The organism is Paenibacillus sp. FSL F4-0097, assembly GCF_038593125.1.
Taxonomy (GTDB): domain Bacteria; phylum Bacillota; class Bacilli; order Paenibacillales; family Paenibacillaceae; genus Paenibacillus_AQ; species Paenibacillus_AQ odorifer.
The window spans coordinates 2572763-2598877 of record NZ_CP151965.1; the positions used below are offsets into that span (position 1 = coordinate 2572763).

Annotated in this window: 19 protein-coding genes; 14 read left to right on the top strand and 5 right to left on the bottom strand. The window is 42.7% G+C overall.

Annotation, left to right across the window (positions count from 1 at the left end; translation table 11 throughout):
- The first annotated feature begins 111 nt into the window (after positions 1-111).
- Both MHH86_RS11390 and MHH86_RS11395 read left to right on the top strand, forming a co-directional pair.
- Positions 112-2778 carry a family 78 glycoside hydrolase catalytic domain gene (locus MHH86_RS11390; protein ID WP_076225165.1) on the top strand — a complete coding sequence of 889 codons (2667 nt, stop codon included), beginning with the start codon at positions 112-114 and terminating at the stop codon, positions 2776-2778.
- 172 nt (positions 2779-2950) lie between these two features.
- Positions 2951-5332 (top strand): alpha-L-arabinofuranosidase C-terminal domain-containing protein, encoded by a 2382-nt coding sequence (locus MHH86_RS11395; RefSeq protein WP_342479737.1) that lies wholly within the window; start codon positions 2951-2953, stop codon positions 5330-5332.
- Between the two features lie 72 nt (positions 5333-5404).
- Here the strand turns inward: MHH86_RS11395 and MHH86_RS11400 are convergent, their stop codons facing one another.
- Positions 5405-6910, bottom strand: coding sequence for an alpha-N-arabinofuranosidase (locus MHH86_RS11400; RefSeq protein ID WP_076187265.1), 1506 nt, complete (start codon positions 6908-6910; stop codon positions 5405-5407).
- A gap of 150 nt (positions 6911-7060) precedes the next feature.
- Here MHH86_RS11400 and MHH86_RS11405 point away from each other — a divergent pair, with 150 nt between their 5' ends.
- The 6 genes from MHH86_RS11405 (at position 7061) to MHH86_RS11430 (ending at position 14264) form a co-directional block, all read left to right on the top strand.
- On the top strand, positions 7061-7963 hold the full coding sequence (locus tag MHH86_RS11405; RefSeq protein ID WP_076100771.1) for an ArsR family transcriptional regulator: 903 nt from the start codon (positions 7061-7063) through the stop codon (positions 7961-7963).
- A gap of 170 nt (positions 7964-8133) precedes the next feature.
- On the top strand, positions 8134-9141 hold the full coding sequence (locus MHH86_RS11410) for a LacI family DNA-binding transcriptional regulator (RefSeq protein WP_036689737.1): 1008 nt from the start codon (positions 8134-8136) through the stop codon (positions 9139-9141).
- A 179-nt stretch (positions 9142-9320) separates the two neighbouring features.
- A complete protein-coding gene (locus MHH86_RS11415) occupies positions 9321-10262 on the top strand; it encodes an ABC transporter permease subunit (RefSeq protein WP_036689816.1) in 942 nt (313 codons plus the stop codon).
- Between the two features lie 14 nt (positions 10263-10276).
- The gene (locus MHH86_RS11420) at positions 10277-11164 is read left to right on the top strand and encodes a carbohydrate ABC transporter permease (protein WP_036689738.1); all 888 of its coding nucleotides are present in this window, start codon (positions 10277-10279) and stop codon (positions 11162-11164) included.
- A 55-nt stretch (positions 11165-11219) separates the two neighbouring features.
- The gene (locus tag MHH86_RS11425; RefSeq protein WP_038569996.1) at positions 11220-12857 is read left to right on the top strand and encodes a sugar ABC transporter substrate-binding protein; all 1638 of its coding nucleotides are present in this window, start codon (positions 11220-11222) and stop codon (positions 12855-12857) included.
- A 63-nt stretch (positions 12858-12920) separates the two neighbouring features.
- Positions 12921-14264 carry a glycoside hydrolase family 30 beta sandwich domain-containing protein gene (locus MHH86_RS11430; protein ID WP_038569998.1) on the top strand — a complete coding sequence of 448 codons (1344 nt, stop codon included), beginning with the start codon at positions 12921-12923 and terminating at the stop codon, positions 14262-14264.
- 200 nt (positions 14265-14464) lie between these two features.
- On the opposite strand, the gene thiD is transcribed toward MHH86_RS11430, so the two are convergent.
- A complete protein-coding gene (gene thiD / locus MHH86_RS11435; RefSeq protein WP_036689743.1) occupies positions 14465-15277 on the bottom strand; it encodes a bifunctional hydroxymethylpyrimidine kinase/phosphomethylpyrimidine kinase in 813 nt (270 codons plus the stop codon).
- 131 nt (positions 15278-15408) lie between these two features.
- A complete protein-coding gene (locus MHH86_RS11440; RefSeq protein WP_076143205.1) occupies positions 15409-16290 on the bottom strand; it encodes a DUF4850 domain-containing protein in 882 nt (293 codons plus the stop codon).
- Positions 16291-16471: 181 nt separating this feature from the next.
- Here MHH86_RS11440 and MHH86_RS11445 point away from each other — a divergent pair, with 181 nt between their 5' ends.
- The 3 genes from MHH86_RS11445 to MHH86_RS11455 all read left to right on the top strand — a co-directional run bounded on the left by MHH86_RS11445 (position 16472) and on the right by MHH86_RS11455 (position 18851).
- Positions 16472-17566, top strand: coding sequence for a glycosyltransferase family 2 protein (locus MHH86_RS11445; RefSeq protein ID WP_076143203.1), 1095 nt, complete (start codon positions 16472-16474; stop codon positions 17564-17566).
- 1025 nt (positions 17567-18591) lie between these two features.
- Positions 18592-18732 carry a hypothetical protein gene (locus tag MHH86_RS11450; RefSeq protein WP_179089001.1) on the top strand — a complete coding sequence of 47 codons (141 nt, stop codon included), beginning with the start codon at positions 18592-18594 and terminating at the stop codon, positions 18730-18732.
- The gene (locus MHH86_RS11455; RefSeq protein WP_256719394.1) at positions 18723-18851 is read left to right on the top strand and encodes a hypothetical protein; all 129 of its coding nucleotides are present in this window, start codon (positions 18723-18725) and stop codon (positions 18849-18851) included. The genes MHH86_RS11450 and MHH86_RS11455 overlap by 10 nt, the downstream gene beginning before the upstream one ends.
- An 88-nt stretch (positions 18852-18939) precedes the next feature.
- Here the strand turns inward: MHH86_RS11455 and MHH86_RS11460 are convergent, their stop codons facing one another.
- Positions 18940-20550: a helix-turn-helix domain-containing protein gene (locus MHH86_RS11460; RefSeq protein WP_076224952.1), complete on the bottom strand. Its 1611-nt coding sequence runs from the start codon at positions 20548-20550 to the stop codon at positions 18940-18942.
- A gap of 14 nt (positions 20551-20564) precedes the next feature.
- Positions 20565-22289 carry a sensor histidine kinase gene (locus tag MHH86_RS11465; protein WP_256717107.1) on the bottom strand — a complete coding sequence of 575 codons (1725 nt, stop codon included), beginning with the start codon at positions 22287-22289 and terminating at the stop codon, positions 20565-20567.
- Between the two features lie 256 nt (positions 22290-22545).
- On the opposite strand from MHH86_RS11465, the gene MHH86_RS11470 reads away from it, so the two are divergent.
- The 3 genes from MHH86_RS11470 to MHH86_RS11480 all read left to right on the top strand — a co-directional run bounded on the left by MHH86_RS11470 (position 22546) and on the right by MHH86_RS11480 (position 26097).
- A complete protein-coding gene (locus MHH86_RS11470; RefSeq protein WP_076224951.1) occupies positions 22546-24150 on the top strand; it encodes an extracellular solute-binding protein in 1605 nt (534 codons plus the stop codon).
- A gap of 82 nt (positions 24151-24232) precedes the next feature.
- Positions 24233-25156 (top strand): ABC transporter permease subunit, encoded by a 924-nt coding sequence (locus MHH86_RS11475; RefSeq protein WP_036689753.1) that lies wholly within the window; start codon positions 24233-24235, stop codon positions 25154-25156.
- Positions 25157-25173: 17 nt separating this feature from the next.
- Positions 25174-26097 carry a carbohydrate ABC transporter permease gene (locus MHH86_RS11480; RefSeq protein ID WP_076105383.1) on the top strand — a complete coding sequence of 308 codons (924 nt, stop codon included), beginning with the start codon at positions 25174-25176 and terminating at the stop codon, positions 26095-26097.
- The last annotated feature ends 18 nt before the right edge of the window (positions 26098-26115 follow it).

Genomic DNA, 26115 nt, shown 5'->3' on the forward strand with positions numbered 1-26115 from the left:
GCATGATTGCAGGGGTATGATGTCCTTTTTACCGGGTGATGAAAGCGGTAACGCAGCTATAATTATAGGGCAAAGACTAATTTGTCGCTATAGAAGGAGGTTTTTATCTATATGTTCGGCATTACTAAGCTTCGTTGTGAGTACAAAGAAAATCCGCTAGGAATTGATGTGATCAGACCTAGAATCAGTTGGCAGTTAGTTTCAGATGACAGGGACTGCATGCAGTCTGCTTATCAAATTCAAGTGGCTGAGAATATGCTTTTTCAAGGCAAGCTATGGGATACAGAGGAAGTAAAGTCTTCTCAATCGATCCATGTTGAGCTTGAAGGTCTGCTGCTGGAAGCTCGCACGCGTTATTATTATCGGGTTCGGGCATGGAATCAGAATGCAACAGACTCGGGTTGGTCTGAGGTTGCATTTTTTGAAACCGGAATATTAGATGCAGGGAATTGGCAGGCGGAGTGGATCAGCGCTCCTACAGCCTCTTTTTCACAAGATTCTGAGATTTGCCCACAGCTTCGTACATTCGTGGATGTAAAAGGTCCAGTGGAAAGTGCAAGGATTTATGTTACTGCTTTGGGCTTGTATGAACTGCAGCTGAACGGAAGTCGGGTGGGAGATCATTATTTTACTCCAGGCTGGACCAGTTACAGTAAACGGCTGCAATATCAAACTTATGATGTCACAAAGCTTCTGCATGAAGGTGCGAATGCGTTAGGCGCACTGTTAGGCAATGGCTGGTACAGAGGGTATTTGGGCTGGGATAATCAAAAGGAGATTTATGGATCAAAGACTTCACTTCTGCTGGAGCTTCATATCCGGTACGCAGACGGTTCAAATGAGCTTATTAGCTCAGATCAGAATTGGCAGGCTGCAAAAAGCGCAATTATGATGTCTGAAATTTATAATGGTGAAACCTATGATGCTCGGCTGGAGCTGGATATCACCGATCCTTCATCAGAAGGTTGGCATCCAGTGGAGATTATTAACTATTCCAAAGCGATTATCGTTGCCCAGGAAAATGTGCCAGTGACACAAGTTGAAACCTTGAAGCCGATTGCACTGCTGACTACCCCGCAGGGAGATAGAGTGCTGGACATGGGCCAGAACATGGTAGGGTGGTTAAAATTTAATGTGAAAGGTCAATCTGGTCAGGCGGTAGAACTTCAGCATGCTGAAATATTAGACCGGGACGGAAATTTCTACACGGAGAATATGCGTAAAGCGAAACAGTGCATCCGCTATACTCTGAAAGGTGGAGAGCAAGAGACGTATGAACCACACTTCACTTTCCAAGGTTTTCGGTATGTGAAGCTTAGTGGGTTCTCAGCAGATCTTCAACTAGAGGATTTCACAGGAATTGTGATGCACTCCAATATGGAACGTACGGGTGATTTTCAGTGCTCAGATCCACTTGTGAATCAACTGCATCACAATATCCTGTGGGGGCAAAAAGGGAATTTCCTCGATGTGCCCACTGATTGTCCACAGCGTGATGAGCGGCTCGGCTGGACGGGGGATGCTCAGATGTTTGTCCGCACAGCCTCTTATTTGATGAATACGGCACCATTCTTTACGAAATGGCTGCGGGATTTGAAGGCAGACCAAACCCCTGAGGGCGGCATTCCGTTTTTTATTCCAGAGCTGAGAGCAGCTCCTCCTGGCGGTGGAGATACTAACCATTCTTCTGCGGCCTGGGGAGATGCAGCTACGATCTGTCCATGGACAATCTATGAAATGTATGGCGACAAAAGGCTGCTTGCAGAGCAATACGAGAGCATGAAGCAATGGATTTCTTATATTTATGCACAGGGAAGCAATCCCTATCTATGGAATACTGGGTTTCATTTCGGCGATTGGTTGGCGCTTGATTCCAAGCCAGACAGCTATGTAGGGGCTACAGATCGGGATTATGTCGCCACCGCTTTTTATGCCTATTCTGTTTCTCTAACTTTGAAAGCGGCAATAGCCTTAGAAAAATCGGAGGACGTGGACTATTATAGTGAGCTGCACGCCAAAATTATAAAAGCATTCAGTGATGAGTTCATAACACCTGCGGGAAGGTTATCCGTCTCTACACAGACTGCACAGATATTAGCCTTACGTTTCGATCTTGTAGAAGGGGTCGCCAAAGAACGTGCAATTCAGAAGCTCACTGAGCTGCTTGCTGAAGCTAAGGATCATCTGACTACTGGATTCGTGGGCACACCTTATCTGAATCCTGTGCTCAGCGAGATTGGAAATAACGAACTCGCGTATAAGCTTCTTTTTCAAAAGGATTATCCATCCTGGCTGTATCAGGTGACGAAAGGTGCGACGACGATTTGGGAGCATTGGGATGGGATCAAGGAGGACGGCAGCTTCTGGAGTGCAGATATGAATTCTTTCAATCATTACGCCTATGGCGCAATAGGTGAATGGTTGTATCGTTACGTTTCAGGAATTGGAACAGATGAGTTGGAGCCTGGCTTCAAAATCGTTCATATCAAGCCACAGCCAGGCCCCGGTCTGGATTATGCAGAAGCTAGTCTTGAAACCATGTACGGAAAAGTGGAGTCAGCGTGGCGGCGATCAGAGGATAATGGAATGGTGATCCACGTTACGATTCCTGCCAATACCAACGGTATTGTCGTTCTGCCTAGAGCCAATCAACTAGGGTTATTAGAAAATGGAGTCCCTGTGAAGCAGTCCAGAGGCGTGCACAGCATCAGCTTGGTCGATAACGGAGTGAGACTCGAAATAGGTTCGGGCAGCTATCAATTTACGTATTCTTTATAACCTATACTAGGGGGCTTCCTAGTGTGAACTGACATCGAGGGGTATTCGGTGTCAGTTTTTCGTTTTCGAATTGACGAATGTAGAGAGGAGTTATTATAATGATTTATATTGATATGAACTAAGTAATATAAATATAAATCAAATTGGAATTCACAAGGAGGAAGACAAAAGAATGAAGACAGAAGGAAAATTGACGATACATACGCAGCAGCGGGGGGCGGAGTTAGGCGATCTATTCGGTATTTTCTTCGAGGATTTGAATCATGCGGCCGATGGTGGGCTTTACGCTGAGCTAGTTCAGAACCGATCTTTTGAATTCGACCCGATTGACCGGGCAGATTATCATGCGCTGATGGCTTGGGAGCCTGTAGAACGTGGAGATGGAAAGGTAAATATCTCTGTAGAAGACAGCAAGCCCTTAAATGATCGTAACCAACATTATGTTGCCATCGATATTGTGGCTGAAGGTGACGGCGTTGGCCTGATGAATCTAGGCTTTAACAGTGGTATTCCGGTAAAAGAAGGCGAGAATTATAACTTCTCGGTGTATGCCCGCCGGGAGACAAGCTTTGATGTGCCGCTTACCGTAAACATCGAAAGCACAGACGGCACCATTCTTGGTGAAGTGGAAATAGCCGTTAGCAGCTCGGAATGGAACCGATATGAAGCCGTTATCACAGCTAATAGCACTGACACAAGCAGTCGTCTTGTAATCGTTACCAAAGGTAGCGGGAAGGTATATCTGGATATGGTTTCCCTGTTTCCTGAGAAGACCTTTAAGAATAGACCCGGAGGCATGCGTGAAGATATTTCGCTGCTGCTCGCTGATTTAAAACCTAAATTTATGCGGTTCCCAGGAGGATGTCTGGTGCATGACGGTTCCTTGGATCCAGATGACAGAGACTCCATGTACAGATGGAAGAATACGATTGGGGATGTTGCACAAAGACCTGCAAGACGCAATAACTGGTCATATAATCAGACGCTTGGGTTAGGTTATTATGAATATTTTCAGTTCTGTGAGGATATTGGAGCTAAGCCGATCCCCGTTCTTCCGGGCGGCTATGACCCGCATCATAAACGGATGGTCCCGCTGGATGAATTAACGCCTTGGATTGAGGATGCTTTGGATTTAATTGAATTCGCCAAGGGGGATTCTTCCACGAAGTGGGGAGGCATTCGTGCAGAACTGGGTCACCCCGAGCCTTTTGGGCTGGAGTATGTCGGCATTGGGAATGAAGAGGTAGGCGCACCCTTTTTCGAGAGATATCCTTACTTTCATCAAGCCATCAAAGCAAAATATCCGGAAATCAAGGTCATTAATTCTAGCGGCCCGTTCTCTGCCGGTCAGGAATATGAACGGGGCTGGACGTCGGCAAAAGAGAATAAGTCTGACCTCGTAGACGAGCATTATTACTGTACACCTGAATGGTTCCTGGCTAATCATCATCGTTATGATGACTTCAAAGCGGATGAGCCAAAGGTATTCCTCGGTGAATATGCTTCATGGGGCAATACCTATTACAACGCAGTGGTGGAAGCAGCATTTATGACAGGTCTGCAAAATAATGCCCATGCCGTTGGCTTAGCTTGTTATGCTCCAATGCTCTGCAATGTGGATTATATCAACTGGAAGCCGGACCTGATCTGGTTCAATAATCATGAAGTGTACGGAACGGCAAACTATTATGTGCAAAAGCTATTCATGAACCATCAGGGAGATCATTTGCTGAAGATGGAAGCAGATGGCTTCACGGCACCGAAGGAAAGCAGAAAGGAAGCGATCACTGGAGCCGTCAGTTTCGGTGTGGATGCCTCTGCTGCTCGTTTCTCCGAGATCACATTAGTCAACAATCTTACGGGAGAAGTGAAGACGTATTCTGACTTATCAGAGGAGGTTTCAAATCTGCCTGACCCTGCTCAGAACAGAACGGCTAAACGGACACTAGAGCTTGGTGAGACAGAGTGGGAAAACTATACTTTGCGTTTTAAGGCTAGACGAACCGCAGGAAATAAAGGGTTTATCTTCTATTTTGGTAAAGCGGATGATCAGAATCATTTGTACTGGGAGCTGGGTGGCTGGCAGAATCAGGATTCGATTGTGGCCTCAATTATCAACGGAAGAAATTCTGTTCTGACGCATGCTATGTTTACGGTTGAAACAGATGTAGAATACGATCTTAAGTTAGAAGTAGTGGGCAGACAGATCCGTACTTTTATTAACGGAGAACTGGTGAATGAGACAGAAGATAAACTTCCGGTCATCGAACCGCTGTATTACACGGCAAGTGTGGAAGATTTAACGGGGGATATTATCCTCAAGACAGTAAACGTACAAGAGAATAGTGTTTCTGCTGAGGTTGCACTGGAATCTTTGGCAAAAGAAGCACTGACCATCGAAGTCTATGAAATGTCGGGATATCAGCTTGAGGACGAAAATAACTTCGAGAATAAGCAGCAGGTCTCTCCCAAACAAACCAGCTTTAAGACAGATGGAAGCAGCTTTAGTTATGAGTTTCCGAAGCAATCCGTGACAATTTTCAGAATAAAATAACGAAGACGCCCCCATGAATCGATGGCTTATTAAAGATTCATGGGGGCATTTCTATGACTATTACAAGTTAACTTAGCCGTTCACCCGCAGACGAATCACATTCCAGGAAGCTTTTGCGAGTAGGGCTTTTACATGTCCACTCTCAACAACGGCTTTGCCTTGGCTAGGCATCACGTTATGAGGATTGGATTTGGTATTTACAGCTTTTATATCTTCATGTTCCAGTACAATATGTTCAATAATGTTTACGGAACTGAAGCTGCGCAGATCCACGTCGAGCTCTAGTCCTTCGGATAAATGGCGGTTTACAGCGAAGACGGTTACTTCATTCAGCTCTTCGTTGTATACACTAATGGCTTCCAAGTAAGGCACATCAGTGAAATCTTTGGAATCGTATTTAGGGCTGGAAATCAGCGGGTGAAGTACGGTTCCACGACCATAAAGGGAAGCATGCAGGTACGGATAATAAGTAGTCTGCAGCCAAAGCGGTCCGCCATTTTCAGTCATAATTGGGGCGATTACATTGATCAGCTGCGCTAAGCAGGCCATTTTCACACGATCAGCATGCTTCAATAATGAAATAAGACAGCAGCCCACAACAAGTGCATCTTCAAGTGTGTACACATCTTCGAATTCTGGCGGTGCGATCTGCCAATGTTGTTCGGCACGGCTGCTGCCTTGTGATTTCCATACATTCCATTCATCGAGCGACAGATTTATTTTCTTTTTGCTCTTTTTCTTCGCTTGAACATAATCACAGGTGGCAGCCACACTGCTGATGAAATGATCCAAATCCATGGAGCGGGCTAGGAAGTTAGGCGTGTCGTCATTGTTGTTATTGTAGTACGTATGCAGTGATAAATAATCCACATTATCATAAGAAAGATCAAGCACGGTAGCTTCCCACTCGGCAAAAGTGTCCATACCGCTGCCGGAGCTGCCACAAGCCACAAGCTCAAGCGTTGGATCGACCCAGCGCATAGCTTTTGCAGTTTCGTTCGCTAACCGGCCATATTCGACCGCGGTTTTAGCTCCAATCTGCCACGGACCATCCATTTCATTTCCGAGACACCAGGTCTTAAAAGCGTGAGGCTCTTTATACCCATGAGAGATCCGCAGGTCACTGTAGTAGGAGCCGGAAGGATGATTGCAGTACTCTACTAGATTTCTAGCTGCATCGATACCGCGTGTTCCAAGGTTAACTGCCATCATGACTTCGCTGCCTACGAGCTTAGCCCAATCTGCAAATTCGTTGGTACCCACTTGATTGGTTTCTGTGGTCCACCAAGCTAATTCAAGAGATTGCTTGCGTTCATGCTTGGGTCCAACCCCATCTTCCCAATTGTAACCGGATACAAAGTTTCCTCCAGGATAACGGATGATAGGAACGTTTAGGGCACGAATAGCTTCGATGGCATCGTTCCGAAAACCATTCTGATCCGCAGTAGGGTGACCCGGGTCATAAATCCCACCGTAAACTGCTCTTCCTAAATGTTCGATAAATGAGCCGTAGATCCGCGGGTCTACTTCAGCTAGTCTGAAATCTTTGTCAATAATCATTGTCGATTTAATCGGCATGAGTGTACAGCTCCCTCTAGTTGAATTAATGATTTCACTAATTAAGTAATTGTTTTATGATTACATGATACTGATTTTAGCTTATAATAAGCAATGAATTAATTTAGGATTCGTTAAAATACTAATTCAATAAGCATAGGAGACGTTGAAATGTACTTAACCACAGATTCTGAATCCTTGCAGGTGTATGAAGCACTGGCAAGTGAAGTTAGGCTGCGAATTATTGAACTTCTGGACCGCAGAGAGATGCACATCAAAGAGCTGGCAGCGGAGCTCTATCTTAGTAGTGCAATTGTTAGTACTCATGTAGCAAAGCTGCAAAAAGCAGGCCTGATCAGTTCTAAAATGAGACGAGTAAATGGAGGGACCTATAAATATTGTTCTTTGTCTGCGAATTACCTGCAGATTAAATTATCGGGCTCCCGTGGAGTTGCCAGAAAGGTGGTTGAGGTGTCTATCCCTGTAGGGCAATATACCGATATTCAGGCTTTACCTACCTGCGGGATTGCTACTACTGAGAAACTGATCGGCTATTATGATGATCCACGTTATTTTCTGGACCCGGAACGGGTGAATGCCGGCATTGTATGGTTTGCGAAAGGTTCTATCGAGTACAAGATTCCAAATTATCTATTTCAAGATCAAGTGGTGCAAGAGATTGAGATTTCACTGGAAATAGGTTCCGAAGCTCCACATGTAAATGAGAAGTGGCCGTCGGATATCGGCTTTATGATGAATGGACAGGATTTAGGAAAATGGACCAGTCCGGGCGACTTTGGCCTCACTAGAGGACGATTAAATCCCATTTGGTGGCGTTCGGATGTTAACCAATATGGTTTGCTGAAGGTTCTGCGGATTAATGCAGGTGGAACCTTTGTGGATGGGCAGCAAATCTCAGATATTACCTTAGAGGATGTACGAGTAGAGCAGGATCAGTGGACCTTTCGTTTAACGGCAGAGAATAGCGGACGGAGAAGAGGTGGACTAACCATATATGGCCGTGGATTTGGGAACTACGAGCAAGACATTATGTTTAGAGTGTATTACGAATGATTTCGAGTTTACAGGTAAAGTGTTTATAAGATTCTGTAGAAAATTTAAGCTTGTGTACCAATTATTACCTCTGATAAAATAAAAATAAAAAATATATTGTAATGAAAACGTTTTTATGTTAATTTAAATCTATAAAAACGTTTTTATTCGTAAAGGAAGATTGAATCATTATGGAAAAGGTAACGATCAAAGATGTTGCCAGAGAGGCTGGAGTCTCCATTTCTACGGTTTCCAACGCGTTAAATGACGTAGATGTATTGAACCCGGAGACGAAATCACATGTTCTTAAGGTTGCGAAGCGATTAAACTATGTTCCTAACCTGAACGGTAAGCTCCTTAGGAACGGGAAAACCAAAATGCTGGGTTTTTTCACAACAAGTGTGTCGGGTCCATACTTCTATAAGCTGGTTGAGTCCATGTCGCGTGAATGTGATCGGCTAGGTTACGGGCTGAATGTATTTGTTACCAAGGATAAACAAGTGATTATGAGCAATATTCTAGGCCGGCGAGTGGATGGTGTCATTATCTACGAGGAGCTGAGAATAGACGAAGAAGAAATTGCTGCAATGGTGAAAGACAAGATCAAGGCTGTATTTTTGGATCGACCGCTTAAGAACGACACGATGGGAAGCGTGATTTTTGATTCCTTTGAAGCGGGGTTTGAAGCGACCAAATATTTAATCAGTCTAGGGCATAAAAAGATTGCTTACATATCTGGTGTGGATGAGATGTACGACAGTGTTCAGCGGAGAGAAGGATACTTAGCTGCTTTGCGTCAGTATCAGCTACCCACGCATGAAGAGTATATTATACAAGGGTATTTTGAGGAAGAAAGCACTTACAACGCTATAAAATCTTTTCTTCATTATAGTCCTGATAAAATACCTGATGCCTTCTTGGCAGGGAACGACTTGAGTGCGATTGGATGTATTCAAGCTTTGAAATCGCATGGATACGAAGTTCCGCTAGATGTTAGCGTTATGGGGTTTGATGATATTGATATTGCGCAGTATTTCTCACCACCTTTAACTACGGTAAGAAATCAAATTGCTAGACAAGGTATTTTGGCTATTAATCACCTAGTTCGCATGATCCAGAAGAAGGAACAGGGCGAGATGATGAAATTGGCGGGTGAATTAGTCGTAAGAGGTTCTAGTCAAGTAAAGATTGGTCGGTAAGAACACATATATGTAATAGGTTCAAGATTTTACCCGATCATTTTTTATAATTTTGTTGTTTTGGGAGGGTTTTTTTTTCAAAAAAATAAAAACGTTTTTATTGTGTGGGGATCATGATTTGGAGGGGAGAAGAAAAAGTGGATAAATTAGCCGTAGTGCCAGCAAACGGAAAGAATCCAATGAGCGGGAAAAAGCCTATGGGGCAGAGGGTCAAAGAATTTGTAATTGATTACAAGAGACAATGGGAAATTCAATCCATGGTCATCCCGGGAATTATTTTTATGATTATCTTTTGTTTTATTCCGATTTACGGATTGACGATTGCTTTTAAAAGCTACACCGTAATTGATACGCTCGATTCTGCACCTTGGGTAGGGCTCGATAATTTCAGAATTATTTTATCTGATAAATATTTTTGGGACGCTGTAGTCAATACATTAGGGATCAGCTTTCTGAAATTAGCCATAGGGTTTGTTATTCCTATTATTTTATCCGTTATGATTTACGAATTAAGTGGCGGACGCTTTAAAAAGATAGTGCAAACCATCTCTTATTTACCACACTTTTTGTCCTGGATCGTTCTCGGCGGGATGCTGATTGCCTGGTTTTCCTCATCGGGTATGTTTAATGAGATTATGCTCAGTTTGGGACTGATTTCGAAACCGGTAAATATTTTGCTTGATGCGAATAAATACTGGTGGATTGCAACGTTATCCGATATTTGGAAAGAGGCTGGTTGGGGAACGATTCTCTACTTAGCCATTATGTCGAAAATAGATCCTACTTATTATGAGGCTGCCAAAATAGATGGCGCAAGTCGTATGAGACAAATTTGGAATATTACGCTTCCTAATATGAAGCCGATTATCAGTTTAAATCTGATTCTCACTGTAAGCGGTTTATTAGGATCAAATCTGGATCAAACCCTGGTATTGATGAATTCTCAGAACCGCGTTAAGGCGGAGGTCATTAATTCTTATGTGTATCGTATGGGTATGACGCAAGGTGACTTCTCTTATGCTACTGCTGTTGGTTTAGGTGTCTCCATCGTTTCAGTCATCCTACTGATTAGCGCTAACAAAGTATCCAGTAAATTAAATGATAATCAATCAGTTCTGTAGAAGGAGGCATTTCTGTGAATCGTACGGTGGCTAAAGAAGATCTCGATAGTCGAATCTTTAATACCTTAAATATTATCCTGCTCTGTATTTGTACAATCATTATTGTCGTTCCTTTATGGAATGTAGTCATATCCTCTTTAAGCTCGGGCAAGGCGCTTGCGGAAGGCGGATTCATATTTTGGTCTCCAGAGTTCTCCTTGGAAAATTATCGTGCTGTATTTCAAGATGAGACCATTGGTTTAGCGTTCGTAGTATCGCTTGCCAAAACATTTATTGGTGTCATTACCCACGTATTCTTTTGTGCCATGATCGGTTATGGCTTGAGTAAGAAATACATACGTGGACGTAAGTTGTATGTTGCCATGGGTGTAATCACCATGTTTTTCTCAGGTGGAATGATCCCTACGTATTTATTGATTAAATCATTAGGCCTCTTAAACAGCTTCTGGGTTTATATTATCCCGGCCTTGTTCAGTTATTATGATGTAGTTATTCTAATGAACTTCTTCAGAAATGTACCGGATTCACTTGAAGAGTCAGCCAAAATTGATGGTGCAGGTGACTGGCGCATTTTCCTAAAAATCTTTATCCCTCTTTCCATGCCGGCTATGGCCACCATTGCGTTATTTAACGGGGTTGGGCAGTGGAACGACTTTATGACCACCAAGTTATATATTACCGATCAATCGCTCTACCCGCTGCAGATGAAGCTCTATGAAATCATTGTTCAGTCGCAAACACAATCCATGCAAAATGTGGGTGGATCTGCGATTATCGAAACTACGACTAAAGGGGTTCAACTAGCAACAATTGTCATTACAACTTTGCCGATTGTTGTGATGTATCCAATATTACAGAGGTACTTTATCTCAGGCATGATGATGGGGGCGGTGAAGGAATAGTAAGTAAATCTCCAAGTAGTGAATGCTTACAAAACTTTTTAGGGGGAATCAAAAGATGAACAAAGCATTTGGGAAAAAAGGACTCAAACTTTGTACGGCACTTATGGCTGTTGTATTAGTATTTACAGGTTGCGGATCGAAAGGTAATTCTGACAGCTCCAGTAAAGAGTTAAGCTCCATTGAAGGCCGTTATACTATAGATCCGGAAACACCGGCATGGAAGCTGGATACAAAAAAAGAGACAACAGATCTGACTTGGTACGTGAATGCAGACTGGTGGAATACTGATTTTGGAAAAGACCTTGTCACTAAGAAAATTAAAGAGGATTTAAACATCAACATTAAATTCATTACAGGCGATGACACTAAGCTAAATACGATTTTTGCCGGCGGTGAAATGCCAGACCTGTTGACTATTTTTGATTCCAACTCTCCAGTCGTACAAAAAGCTGCTACATGGGCATTGCCTTTGAATGATCTGGCAGATAAATATGATCCTTATTTCAATAAAGTTGCAGAAAAAGATACGATGAACTGGTTCCAGTTAGCTGATGGCAAGACCTATGGATACCCTAACTATTCCAATACGCAAAACGATTATGATAGCGGTAACATCCCTGCTAAAACAGCCTTTGTCATCCGCAAGGATGTTTACGAGGCCATTGGAAAACCAAGCTTTGGAACTCCTGAAGAATTCAAGAGCGTTATGCAACAAATCAAAAAACAATTCCCGGACATGATTCCTTTTGGTTTTAACTCCATTGGTTCAGGCACTGGTTCTTTGGGAGATGTATTGGAGGACTTCATCGGAGTGCCGATGGAAACTGAAAATGGCGAATTCTACAACCGTAACCTGGATGAGGATTACTTGACGTGGTTGAAAACGTTAAATGAAGTCTACAGAAATGGTGACATCAGTGATGACAGCTTTGCTGATGACGGTACTGCCTTTGAAGAAAAAGTGAAATCCGGTAAATATGCAACAATACTTTTGGATGGAACACCGCAACAAAGTGGTAACCTGCAAATCTTCATGACAGAAAATCCAGGCAAGGAATATATCGCTATTGATGGCCCACAAAGTACTGTTGGACATGAACCAACGTTGAATCAATCAGGAATTACAGGTTGGATGATTAGCTATGTTACTAAAAAGGCTAAGGACCCTGCCAAAGCGATTCAAATTTACACTTATTTGCTCAGCGACGAAGGACAAAAGCTCATGAACTACGGTATTGAAGGAGAAACCTATAAAGTTAACGACAGCGGTAAAATTGAATTCTTGCCTGAAATCAAAGACCTGCAATTAAATAATGCCGATAAATTCAAAAAGGATTACCGGATGGGTGAATTTATGTTTTTTGGACATGACCGTGATAAGGCGCTAAGTAACGACGCATTCGCAGATTCCATTAAACAAATGCAAGAGTGGGGCAAAGGAAAGCTGAAACCACACTTTATTCTTGAAAACATTAACCCGGCTCAAGGAACGCCTGAAGCTCGCAGTCTTACTGCAATTGACACTACTTGGAACACTACGCTTGTAAGTATGATCCGCGCTAAAGACGATGCTACATTCGACAGCACCTTAGCTGCTTACAAAACATTTTTAAATGATAACAACTGGGATAAGATTGTAGAAGTTCGTTCTGAAAAAATGAAAAACAACAAAGAAAAATTAGGCCTTAAATAAGTTAGAAAATAGAATGTGGCCCCTTCACTGGGGCCTCTTCATAGAAAGATGGAGGGAAACAACATGCCAGAGCTTAAAATTTATCAATCCACCGGGGAGAATACATTGTTTGTAGAGCAAAGTCTGCAACAATTAACTCCAATTGCTGACGCAGAGGCGACCACTACTGTAACTATTGACGAGAATCAAACCTTTCAGGAAATGGATGGCTTTGGAGCATCTTTTACGGATTCATCCGCTTATTTGATTAATCAAGTCCTGGACAACGAACAGAAAAAGGAAGTCATGAGCAAGCTTTTTGACGCACAAGATGGAATTGGTTTGTCCGTATTAAGAAATCCAATGGGGGCATCGGATTATGCTAGAGATATTTATAGCTATGATGATAGACCTGCACAGGAAACGGATACGGAATTAACCCACTTCTCTATCGCACATGATGAAGCAGACATTATCCCTTTGTTGCAACAAGCTCTGGAAATTAACCCTGAGATCAAACTGATGGCTTCTCCATGGAGTGCACCAGGTTGGATGAAGACTAGCGGATCGATGATTGCTGGAGAACTTAAACAAGAATATTATCAGGCTTATGCCGATTATTTTGTTCGATATATTCAAGCTTTTGAAGGGCACGGATTGCCAACTTATGCTGTAACACCACAGAACGAGCCTTTATTTGAACCAAAACACTACCCTAGTATGTTAATGTTGCCTGAGGCGCAAAAAGATTTCATTAAAAACTACCTGAAGCCTAGCTTTGTTAAGCACAACATCGCTACAAAAATTCTCTGCTACGACCACAACTGGGATCGTCCAGATTATCCGTTAACCGTGCTCGATTATGCAAAAGATGAAGTAGATGGTGTAGCTTGGCACTGGTATGGTGGCAATGCATCAGCGCAATCAGAGGTTCTGAAAGCTTTTGCTGATAAAGAAGTGCATTTTACAGAAGGTTCTGGTGGAGAATGGATTCCTCCGTTTGAACAAGCCTTCTCCAATGTAATGAGAACAGGGATTGATATTCTTAGAAATCATAGTAAATCCTTTGTGTTATGGAATATGGCCTTAGATGAAAAGAACGGCCCAACCGTACCGGGTTTTGGCAAAAGTACTTGTCGTGGTGTTGTGACAGTCAACCAAGAGACCAAGGAGCTTACGTATACGCTCGACTATTATGCGCTGGCCCATTTCAGTAAATTTATTCGTCCGAAGGCAGTGCGTATTGACGCTTCCACCAATCAAGAAGAGATTCGTTCCGTAGCTTTTAAGAATACAGATAACTCTATTGCAGTTGTTCTGTTCAACGATAGCGAAAAGGCTGAGAATGTTGCTTTGAACTTGCCGGGAGCGGATGAATTATCTTTCCGTTTGGCGTCAAAAAGTGCTTTATCCATTTTGATAAAATAATTAGAGGACGTAGCTCAGAAGCACTCGAATCTTGATTCGGGTGCTTTTTTTATGAAAATAATCGTATAAAAAATCTATGTTCGGTAAGCATAGTTTTGAATTTACGGATTTTCAATAATAGTAAATAAAAATGGCAGTCCAGAGCTGATGTTCAGCGTCTGGACTGCCATTTATTTTTCTGTGTAATTGGATTGCGAGTTCTAACGTTCTAAACGGTAACCACCGTGAAATACAGGACCCACATATTCATTAAACGCAAATCCATTACGAATGGCTGCGGAGACAAAATCTTTAGCTTTTGCAACAGCCTCATGAACCGTTAATCCATTAGCTAGACCGCCTGTAATTGCTGCGGCAAAAGTACATCCAGCCCCGTGATTGTGAGCGGGTTCGATTTTGGCTGTTTGGAATACAGTGTACTCAGAACCGTCGTAGAAGATATCAATCGCTTGATCGCCGCCGAGTGCTTTGCCGCCTTTAACCACGACATTACGTGCACCGAGCTTATGAATCAGACGTGCAGCTTCTTTCATTTCCTCAAGGGTAGTAAGTTTGCCAAGACCTGAAAGAACACCTGCTTCAAACAAGTTTGGGGTGACCACAGTTGCTAGTGGTAGCAATAAGTCACGAATAGCCTCAGCGCTGTCAGGGTTCAAGACTTCATCTTCACCCTTGCACACCATAACTGGATCAATAACTACATTAGTCTGAAGATTTTCTTTGATCGCTTGCTCAGCAACGCGCACAATTTCAACACTTCCAAGCATACCTGTCTTCATGGCATTAACCGGGCCACCAGCGAAAATAGTTTTTAACTGCTCAGCAACAATGGAGGCATCAATTGGATAAACATTATGGTGCCAGCCGTTGTCCGGGTCCATAGTAACGATAGTGGTCAAGGCACTAAAGCCGTAGGTACCATACTCTTCAAATGTTTTTAGATCCGCTTGGATGCCTGCGCCACCACTGGAGTCGCTGCCTGCAATAGTTAGAGTTTTAATAATTTGAGTCATGGTTACGTCCCCTTTATATATGTCTGAATTCATAAACAACGCATTGCATTGATTATAACAAAAAATAACACCTACGTCTTTCTAAAAGCAAGAGCAAGGTTGAAAATACATTCCTCTAAAAATTCCCACCCTTAGTCCAGCTTCTCTGCGTTTGGGTCAGCAATGAAGAGCGGTCCGTGATTATCTGTAAAGAACTTCATGAGGGTCTCCACTACTTCCTGCTGTGGGGATGTTTGAGCTTGATGTATTCCGATACTGCGGAATAAATAACCCCATTCTCTCTTATCGTAATAGGCAGCACCCTCATTCTGATAGCCATTCGCGTCTGCTTGAAGCGTATATCTGACCGTTCTTGCTTCAGCTCCTGCAGTACCTAAAATATGCTGTTCGCTAAACTTAAGCGGATTATTAATCGTAAATCCCAGCGCGTCAGCCCATTCGGCTTTTTCCGGGAAATAGGCTCCGATTGCAGTGATGGCACAGCCTGTGCAAGTCCAAGCCGTATCTGAATAGTTCATGTTTTGTTCCGGATGGTTCGGATCCTGAAAGGTAACTCCATAAGAACCGTTAGCGCCGACAACCGCCGTAGCCTGCCATCCGGCAGGAGCAAGTAGAAGATAACCTCCACCGATATCAGGGCGGTAGACCAGCGTTGCTTCTACTTGGTTTTTCATGTCTTGAGATAAAGCAAAGGTCATTTCAGGTATGGGGGGGATTTCTGTATTTATATATTCGCTGCCACTATCAATATTTAGCTGCGCGAGCGTGGTATGCAGTGGAATGATGACCTGCCCATTATCGGGATTACTGCTAGGAAATTCGAGCATTTTTTGAGTGGGGCTGGGTTCGTTATCTGCTTCCTTATTAGTTTGTGCGTTGGTGGACGTGGGTGGTGTGGTGGGCGTTCCCCAGTCGAGCCCTTTATATCCAATCAGCAGCACTAGTACAATTACGACGCACAATATTGAAGTTAAGATCCAGCCGTTTCTAACACCTCTTCGTTTGGATTTCATATATTTTGTACCTCCTTTGATCTTACTTATATAGACCTAAGAATGGAGTGGAAAGTTTCTTACATAACCTTTATATTTCTGAAGTTCTTCATGATCGGGCGGGATAGAGAGGGAGTCCGTTTCTTAAACCCTGCATATCAATATAGAAAGAATTTCAAACAAAGCGTGTAGGAGGGCGAGTATGGTTACGATTAGTTTATGTATGATAGTACGAAATGAAGAAAAAAGCTTGCACCGATGTTTATCTACCATTGCAAGTCTCGTAGATGAAATTGTTATCGTGGATACAGGCTCGACGGATAAAACAAAAGAGATTGCGTTGTCCTTCGGAGCTGTAATTTATGATTTTGAATGGATTGATAATTTTAGTGCCGCACGTAATTTTGCCTTTAGCAAAGCTACTCAGGAGTACATTTTGTGGCTTGATGCGGATGATTATATAAAGGAAGAGGATCAGATTCTTTTAAAAAAACTAAAAGAAATCCTGCCGGGACATATTCACAGTGTGAACATGCAATATAATCTGGCTTTTGACGAAGCGGGAAATGTCACAGCTAGTTTACGCCGCAACAGGCTGGTTCGGCGCAGCTGCAACTTTCAATGGATCGGGCCTGTTCATGAGTATTTAGAGGTAAGTGGTCCTTCTTTTAGTAGTGATGTCTGCATCACACATGAGAAAGATAAGGAATACACAGATCGTAATTTGCGGATTTATCAAAAACGTGTTGCACAGGGTGAAGTATTTTCGCCGAGAGACCAGTATTATTATGCGAATGAATTAAGAGATCATGCTATTAATGAAGAGGCTTGCAAATACTATGAGATTTTCTTAGCGGGTGGACAGGGCTGGATTGAAGATAATTTTCAGGCTTGCCTAAAGCTTGCCGAATGCCGGGAACGGCTGGGGGATAAAGAAGGTGCATTTGAAGCGTTATGTAAAACCTTGCAGTATGATAAACCACGTTCAGAGTTTTGTTGCCGACTGGGGTCACTTCTGCTGGATAAAGGCCAGTTGCATCCAGCCGCATACTGGTATGAGCTAGCGATTAAGCTACCGCGGGATAACGATTCGATGGGGATGAAGAATGGGATCTTTTATACCTGGCTGCCGCATCTTCAATTGGCACTTTGTTATGATCGTCTCGGCCAACACGAGAAGGCGAATCATCACAATGAAACGGCGTTGAGTTTTTATCCATCCCATCCTAGTATGTTATACAATCGCACCTATTTCAAAAATCTACTTGGTGATAAATATGTAGCGCTTCAGGCTTAATTTAGTAAAAGAGATGCCCCAGCCGTTCTGATTATGACTGCTGGGGTATTTATGTGTTTTTTGGAGCTTGCAAGATTACTGGCGGTGGGGAAGCTTCCCGTGATCCCCGGCAAGCTTCGCTGGTTCGAATAGATTTCCGCGTACAAAGCAGCTATCGGACCCAGCTGACCTTAAACGCTGCTTTATGCCACATTTGGAATTCTAACGGACCGCATAGTCGCTATTGACCAGAAACACACTCCATTTGGAGCAATATCTCAGGAATAGCTGCACTGGAGTCCGAAACTGTGATCAAAAGGCGATAAATGGGCAAATAGCGTCATCTGGGTCCGGAAGCACCTTGGGCGGGTGGTTACTGGATGGTTACTGGATGTAAGAGTAAGGTATGAGGTGTAAGTTTCCCGGTAGCGTAGGAGTAAAGGTGCGGTGGATGATTACTATGTGCAAGAGTGAAGCGGATAGTTACTGGCGGAGTTGTGCTGTCCCCTTGATCCCCGGCATACTTCGCTGATTGGCTACAGATTTCCGCGTACAAAGTAGCTATCGGACCCAGCTGACCTTAAACGCTGCTATATGGCACACTTGGAATTCTAACGGACCGCATAGTCGCTATTGACCTGAAACACACTCGGTTTGGAGCAATATCTCAGGAATAGTTGCACTGGAGTCCGTAACTGTGGTTAAAAGGCGATAAATGGGCAAATAGCGTCATCTGGGTCCGGAAGCACCTTGGGCGGTGGTTACTGGTGGTGTTGGGATTTTCTAAGATCCCCGGCATACTTCGCTGATTGGCTACAGATTTCCGCGTACAAAGCAGCTATCGGACACAGCTGACCTTAAACGCTGCTATATGGCACATTTGGAATTCTAACGGACCGCATAGTCGCTATTGACCAGAAACACACTCGATTTGGAGCAATATCTCAGGAATAGCTGCACTGGAGTCCGAAACTGTGCTCAAAAGGCGATAAATGGGCAAATAGCGTCATCTGGGTCCGGAAGCACCTTGGGCGGGTGGTTACTGGATGGTTACTGAGCGTAAAAGTAAGCTCGGAGTAAATGACTCCGGTAGCGTAGGAGTAAAGGTGCGGTGGATGATTACTGAGCGTAAAAGTAAGCTCGGCGTAAATGACTCCGGTAGCGTAGGTGTAAAGGTGTGGCGATGATTATTGAGCGGAAGAGTAAGCTCGGCGTAAATAACTCCGGTAGCGTAGGAGTAAAGGCGTGGCGTATGATTACTGGGCGCAAGAGTAAGCTCGTAGGTGGATCATTATCAGCAGCGTAGGAGTAAAGGTAGGCAGTAATTAATATGCAGAAGATATCCCAAAGAGGGTAACCCAGCATCCATGAACTAGATGCTGGGTTACCCTCTTTTAGTAAGCTGGATTGTATTGTTGTTCCTTTTTATAATCGTTTGGAGGGAGACCTACCTCTTGTTTGAAAAGCTTGGAGAAATAGGAGTAGTTGCTATAGCCAACTTTGTTCGCGACGGTATATACAGACATATTTGTGGTTTCCAATAAATGTTTCGCAGCCGCGATTCGGACGTGGATGACATAACTGCCTAATGAAACCCCAGTTTCTCGTTTGAATATCCTTGCCAGGTAATCAGGATTGAGATAGACAATTTCAGCCAAATCATTTCGGGTCAGGTCATCGCCGTAATGTGAATGAATGTATTGTTTGATTTCTTCTGCGACGGACTTAGGCTGGGCAGCAAAGTCACGATATTTCATGGCTGTAGTGACAAGGTATTTAAGATATTCTTCCATATCCTCGATTGAATCCAAAGAGTGCATAGATAATTTATCATTAGTTTTGCCAGAGTATAATTTGTGTGATCTTATCCCTTTCAGGTTGAGAAATGAATAGACTAGCTGTACTACATCTAAACGGAACAAGCTAAGGACAGAGGTCTCAAGTGTTCTATTGTTAAGCATGACCTTTAAATATTGTGTAACTTCTTCAAGAAAAGCAGTGAATTTATTCTGATTCAGCAGTTCTTCCAAATAGGCAAGATCCGGTGGTGTATAGCCCGGTTTATTTTGATGCAGATAAGCCTCCACCAAAAAGGTCTGATTTCTGCATCTCGTAATTTCTTCATCCATAGTCAGGGATTGTTTTAGAACATTCCCCACATTACTCAGTTTATCGTTTAAACCAATATTGCAGCAGACATCACATTTTAAATAAGGATTCGCCTTTTGAATAAAAGAAGCACATAATGCTTCAAGCAGTTGCGTATCTGGAGCCTGGTTCCATTTTAATATGGCGATCCAGTTATAATCTTTGTATTCCAGAATGCTTTCGATGGTAAAACTAGGGTGCTGAAACAATTCGTACAATACATTTAGCAGGGCAAAATCAAACAGATCCTTTTCTTCTTTTCCCATACTGCCATTGTAAGGGAATAAGTTAAATATCAAAGGCTGTAGGGTATCACTCATTTGATAGGAGAGGTTTTGTTCTTCAATGGCATGTGTGATGTCTGACAATTTAATGGGAAATGATGTACTGCCACTAACTAGCTTCCGCCAAAAATGCTCAAGAATCTTCGCCTGATTTTTTTGCCAAAAGTAACCGCCCTGAATGGCTTTTTCGTTTTTTTGCTGCTCTTTTGCTTGGGTAACCGCCTTATGGATGATCAACATCAGCTTGTCAAATTCAATGGGCTTAAGGAAATATTCAAAGCTCTGCAATTCGATTGCTTTCTGCGCATAGTTAAAATCTGCATAATTGGTAAGAAGAATAGCCTGAATACTATAATTTCCCTCGCGAATCCATGCTAGTAATTCCAGTCCGCTGCCCTGTGGCATTTCAATATCTGAAATCAGAATTTGAACAGAATGCTTTTCTATTATTTCACGTGCTTGAGCGACATTATTAGCCGTATAAACAGTATCAATGTGTAGTGATTCCCAATCAATTTTCTTTTGCAATGCGGCAATAACATAAAAGTCATCATCAACAAGCAGTACATTCATAGTTTGCTCTCCATTCATTTAGATTTATTAGGAAGCTTCGGAAGATATAAGATTACACTAGCGCCGCCGCCCTCCAAATTGGAGAAGGTAACGGTTGCTCTTTTTAAATATAGGTACTCTAGTCTTTTAAGCGTATTCATAATGCCGATTTGTGTACCTTTACTTTGATCCAAAGGCTCTCCAAGATTAAGTTTCTCTAACACCTGAGATGGAAAACCGGGACCGGTGTCGGTGAGCTGGATAACGAGCATTTCTTCTTCCTGATCCATCTGTAATCGTTGTACTGTAAGCCTGATCTCGGCTTCATGTTCGCGTGAAATCGCATATTTAATTGAATTTTCGATAAAGGTTTGCAGCACTAACGGTGGAATTTCCACACTGCCTGCCTGATCCTCTTGTTCGATGTAATAAATAAATGCGTCCTGATAACGTTGCTTTTGAATCTCCAAGTAGGTTCGGACATGCTCGATTTCATCCTCCAACCGGACAAAATTCTCGCCATTCTGAAAAATGTAACGGAAATACTTAGAGGTAGACAACGTCATATTTTCAATTTCTTTATACATATGAATTTGCGCCATGCTATAGATGCTAGTCAGACAGTTTAAGAAAAAGTGTGGTTTAATCTGTAGCTTCATATAGTCCAGCTGTATTCTTTGTTTCTCCAGTTCCTGCTCGTACATAGCGATTTTAAAGGTTTTGATTTGTTCAACCAAGCCTTTAAACTGAGTGTTTGCCTGTTCCAGCTCTATAATCTCACTGCTTCTGAAATCTGCGGGTTGCCCAGACTCATTAATGAAAGCAAGGTTATCGGAGAAGCTTTGAATCGGACCTAACACTCTTTTTTTGAAAAAGAGCAGAACAATGCATAACGTGGAGGTCACAATGAAGAACAATAACATAATAAGCAGCTGGGCAATCATGATTTTTTCGAATATGCCATATTTAATGACCATTTTGGTGCTGAAGGTGGTGTCTGAGAATGCACTGTTGATTGTTGTACGCGATTGCAAAAGATTAGAGAATCCCCCATTTTCCGTTATTAGCTTTCCGCTATTGGAGATCGGACTAGTTAAAGGCTGTTCATTCTCATCTACTAGAGAAACATAACCATTGGCGCCAAGATTAATTTGGCGTAGCGGCCGGATCAGATTATCTGCGGAGATCAGTCCAATTAAATAGCGATTGTAATAGGGCACGATATTAATCACATAATAATGGTTGTTTACTAGAATAGGCGTCCATTTGGAATAAAACTTCTCGTACATCTCCTTATCATCAATATAAGAAATAATCTTTTTTTTCAGCTCCCTGTAATCCGTATAGGTTACGCTGATCGGTGCGCAATTCAAAAAATAGGTCTCATTTTTCAAATAGTAGAAGAAGTTATACTCATGCCCGTAGTTTTTTTGCAGCTCGGTAAAGCGTTTGAACAGATTATCATTTGCCTTTAAGAACTCGATACTGTTGACCCCGTAAGTATTCATCGTTAGTAAGCTCTCATCGTTCCCAAGCGTCCAGCCCATATAGTGATTAATGTAGGCAAAATCATGATTAATACGATTGATGTAAAGCGCCGCAGTATCCTGCAAATTTCGAGTGGACTGCTGCTTAACGATGGAAATGGAAGCGATGCTGATTCCTAAATCCAGAATAAGGACTGTGAATGAAACCAACATCATGACTTTTATATAATGGCGAATGGGGTAGGTTTTGTGGTTCGCTGTTTTTTTGATCATAAAGTCATTATAAAACCTCTGCGTGAAAAAAACATAAGAACTCGCTAGCGATTTCCCTCAAAGTCCGGATAGCACATACAGAAGTCGGGATACTGTTATTAAATCTCCCCAAGTAGAGCATTTAGCTTTTGCATTTTTTGTAAGCGAATTCAAAGGTCTGGATAACCGTCTTAATGTGTCCGGAATACGAAAAAATAAGAAGTTATTATAAAGCTATTCAGATGCATTTTGATAAATTGAAATGGGGGATTAAGAGATGAGTCAACACAGTAAGAAAAAAACTGCAAAGAAATGGACTGTGGGTCTGCTGGCGGCTGCGATGGTATTTGGAATTGCTGGCTGCGGCGGTAACAACGGGAATAATGCAGCGACAAATGAAACGAGCAGCTATAACAAAGAAGGTCTGCCGATTGTGAATGAGCCTGTGACACTTAAAGTGCTGACTGTCCGTTGGGGGAGTATGGGGGACACCTTTACGCAAAACCAATGGCTGAAGGATCTGGAGAAAAATACGAATGTCAAAATCGATTGGCAAGTAATGTCCTCCAATGACTGGGGTGAGCAGAAGTCGATTATGCTGGCAAGTGGCACGCTTCCGGATATCGTTTTGGGAGATCAAACCTTTGGGGATGCCGATATCGTAAATAATCTGAGCTTTTTCCGGCCGCTTGATGATTATATCGAGCAAAATATGCCTAATCTCAAAGCAGCTATGGAAGAAACCCCAGAAATGAAAAAAATCAGCACATTTCCTGACGGGAAAATCTACTCCCTGCCAACAAGACTTCCTGCACGTCCAAAAAGCTCACGTCAGCCTGTGATTAACAAGACCTGGCTGGACAAATTGGGCTTGAAGGTGCCTGAAACGCTTGATGAGCTTTATAACGTGCTCAAAGCTTTTAAAGAACAAGATCCGAATGGGAATGGAAAACCAGATGAGATTCCTTTTATTGAAATTGGTAATGACTTGATCAGTCCTTTCGGAATTGCCGATTTGAATAACAATAATATGATCATCAAGGACGGAAAAGCGATATATTTCCCTGTTTCAGAGGAGTTCAAAGAAGGTCTCAAATGGGAAAATAAATTGTATGCGGAAGGCTTGCTAGATAAAGAGGTATTCACTCAGGACGATACGATGAGATCGGCTAAGTTCCAGAATCCGGATGCTCCAATTGTAGGCTTTACGTACCAGTGGACTCCAGACGCCGTGTTTGGAAAATGGAGCGATCAATATGTGACGATTCCACCGATTGCCGGACCAGATGGTAAACGTTATACGATCGGGAATCCGATTGGGATGAATCTTAACCGTAATGAGCTGCTGATCACCACATCCTGCAAATATCCTGAGGTTGCTGCACGTTGGGCAGATCAGTTCTACACTGACGAAGCGAGCATTCAGAATTTCTGGGGTGCGATTGGAACGGTTATTAAGAAAAACGATGATAGCACTTATACATTGATGGATCCACCAGCTGGAACCAGCGCAGATGCTTGGTATTGGGATCAATCTCTACGTGATTTTGGACCGAAATATGTGAGCCCATCCTTTGAATCGAAAATCGTCCTGAACCCTGAAAGTGGAGATGGACTGAAGCTGCAACTGGATAAGCTGGGCAGTGAATATGTAACAACACCTTTCCCTAACGTAATGTACACTTCTGAGGAGTTCGAGGAGCTGCCAACCTTGACTACGGATATCGACAGCTATGTGAATACTATGCGGGCGCAATTTATTAGCAAAGGCGGAATTGACGAGGGCTGGGATGCTTATGTGAGCAAGCTTAATAAAATGGGACTTGAAAAGTTAGTTAAGATTCGCACGGATGCTTACACCCGTTATATGAACGTGAAATAACCTATTCGTCTTTCGAAAAAGGTGCTGCCCTACAGGATAGCTGTGGGGTAGCATTCTCTATTTTAAATAAGGAGGGGATGTCATGAAATCTGGTCCACTTCATTTCGGGCGGAAATTCGGACAAATCAAACAAAATTGGGGTCTCTATCTATTGCTTTTTCCTGCTGTAGTTCTGACGTTATTATTCGCGTACAAGCCAATGTACGGGGTGCTGATTGCCTTCAAGGATTATAGCCCGGCGTTGGGAATTGGGGGCAGCCCATGGGCTGGATTCAAATACTTCGAGAAATTCTTTCATTCCTATCAATTTTCATCAACGATTAAAAACACATTGATCATCAGTGTGTACAGTCTGATTACCTTTCCGATTCCAATTATACTGGCGTTGATGGTTAACCAGATGAGACCTAACCGGTTTAGACGTTTTTTCCAGACGGTGTCCTATATGCCGCACTTTATCTCCACGGTAGTAATGGTGGGTTTAATGATGATTTTGTTCTCACCTAGCACCGGACTGCTGGGCAATATATATAGTCTTTTTGGTAAAGAGGCTCCTGATCTGATTGGCTCCGCTGGATTATTCAGCAGTGTATATGTTTGGTCGGATGTGTGGCAGCATGTCGGCTGGGACAGCATTATCTTTATCGCTGCGCTCTCCGCAGTTGATCCTAGCTTGTACGAGGCGGCAACCGTAGACGGAGCAAGCCGGATGCATAAAATTCGTTATATCGATATTCCGATGCTGATGCCAACAGCGATAACCCTGCTTATTTTGCGGGTCGGAGGACTGCTTGGGGTTGGCTTTGAAAAAGTGTACCTAATGCAAAATGACTTGAACATCACTTCAAGTGAAATTCTTTCTACTTATGTCTACAAAATTGGCTTGCTCAGCAGTCAATACAGCTTTTCCTCGGCGATCAACCTATTCAACACCGTTATTAATTTTATTTTATTGATCATGGTCAATCAGATATCTAAAAAACTAAGCGAAAATAGCTTGTGGTAGAAGGGAGGAGAATTGAAATGGGAGGTTTAGAGACAGTTACTAAAGGGAATGTGGGGAAAATAAAGAAGAATCGTTCTTCGGATACTATAATGGAAATAGTGATGTATGTTATATCAGCAATTTTTCTAGTTATCTTAATCTATCCGCTGTATTTTATCGTCATTGCTTCGTTCAGTGATCCTTCCGCGGTGGCGGGGGGGCAGGTTTGGTTATTTCCTAAAGGGTTCACCTTCGATGGTTACAAAGAGCTGCTGCGTCATGAAAATATTTGGATCGGTTACTGGAATACCGTCATGTATACGGTGGTAGGGACGGCAATCGGTTTAATTGTAAATATTTCTGCGGCCTATGCGTTGTCCAGAAAGGATCTTGTGGGACGAAAATATCTTTCCCTGTTTTTCATCTTTACGATGTTTTTTAATGGGGGGTTAATTCCGACTTTTCTAACGATCCGTGATTTCCATCTGTACGATACATTTCTGGTGATGGTACTGCCTTTCTCCGTTGGGGTGTTTAACATAATCGTTGCCCGCACCTTTTTTCAGTCGAGTATTCCGGGAGATTTATGGGAAGCTGCACAGATCGATGGTTGTGGAAATCTTCGTTATTTTCTACAGATCGTTTTACCACTGTCGAAGGCGATTATTGCCGTGCTGGGTCTATGGATCGCCGTTGGTTACTGGAATTCATATTTTAATGCTTTGATCTATCTGAAAAATCCTAATATGTATCCTTTGCAGCTGATCCTGCGAAATATTTTGATCACCAATCAGATGCAGTCGGGGATGGGAACCGGGGAAGCTGCGCAAATCGCACTACGACTCGCCAATATGATGCGGTATTCTGTTATTATCGTGGCAACGGTTCCGATCATGTGCGTGTACCCTTTTGTACAAAAATACTTTAACCAAGGGGTAATGATCGGCGCAGTGAAGGAATAGTACATTCAGCTATTCTAC

Excerpts from the sequence above, each read along its gene's own strand:
- MHH86_RS11390 (WP_076225165.1), top strand. The coding sequence starts at position 112 with ATGTTCGGCATTACTAAGCTTCGTTGTGAGTACAAAGAAAATCCGCTA.
- MHH86_RS11395 (WP_342479737.1), top strand. The coding sequence starts at position 2,951 with ATGAAGACAGAAGGAAAATTGACGATACATACGCAGCAGCGGGGGGCG.
- MHH86_RS11400 (WP_076187265.1), bottom strand. The coding sequence starts at position 6,910 with ATGCCGATTAAATCGACAATGATTATTGACAAAGATTTCAGACTAGCT.
- MHH86_RS11405 (WP_076100771.1), top strand. The coding sequence starts at position 7,061 with ATGTACTTAACCACAGATTCTGAATCCTTGCAGGTGTATGAAGCACTG.
- MHH86_RS11410 (WP_036689737.1), top strand. The coding sequence starts at position 8,134 with ATGGAAAAGGTAACGATCAAAGATGTTGCCAGAGAGGCTGGAGTCTCC.
- MHH86_RS11415 (WP_036689816.1), top strand. The coding sequence starts at position 9,321 with ATGAGCGGGAAAAAGCCTATGGGGCAGAGGGTCAAAGAATTTGTAATT.
- MHH86_RS11425 (WP_038569996.1), top strand. The coding sequence starts at position 11,220 with ATGAACAAAGCATTTGGGAAAAAAGGACTCAAACTTTGTACGGCACTT.
- MHH86_RS11430 (WP_038569998.1), top strand. The coding sequence starts at position 12,921 with ATGCCAGAGCTTAAAATTTATCAATCCACCGGGGAGAATACATTGTTT.
- thiD (WP_036689743.1), bottom strand. The coding sequence starts at position 15,277 with ATGACTCAAATTATTAAAACTCTAACTATTGCAGGCAGCGACTCCAGT.
- MHH86_RS11440 (WP_076143205.1), bottom strand. The coding sequence starts at position 16,290 with ATGAAATCCAAACGAAGAGGTGTTAGAAACGGCTGGATCTTAACTTCA.
- MHH86_RS11445 (WP_076143203.1), top strand. The coding sequence starts at position 16,472 with ATGGTTACGATTAGTTTATGTATGATAGTACGAAATGAAGAAAAAAGC.
- MHH86_RS11450 (WP_179089001.1), top strand. The coding sequence starts at position 18,592 with ATGGTTACTGAGCGTAAAAGTAAGCTCGGAGTAAATGACTCCGGTAGC.
- MHH86_RS11460 (WP_076224952.1), bottom strand. The coding sequence starts at position 20,550 with ATGAATGTACTGCTTGTTGATGATGACTTTTATGTTATTGCCGCATTG.
- MHH86_RS11465 (WP_256717107.1), bottom strand. The coding sequence starts at position 22,289 with ATGATCAAAAAAACAGCGAACCACAAAACCTACCCCATTCGCCATTAT.
- MHH86_RS11470 (WP_076224951.1), top strand. The coding sequence starts at position 22,546 with ATGAGTCAACACAGTAAGAAAAAAACTGCAAAGAAATGGACTGTGGGT.
- MHH86_RS11475 (WP_036689753.1), top strand. The coding sequence starts at position 24,233 with ATGAAATCTGGTCCACTTCATTTCGGGCGGAAATTCGGACAAATCAAA.
- MHH86_RS11480 (WP_076105383.1), top strand. The coding sequence starts at position 25,174 with ATGGGAGGTTTAGAGACAGTTACTAAAGGGAATGTGGGGAAAATAAAG.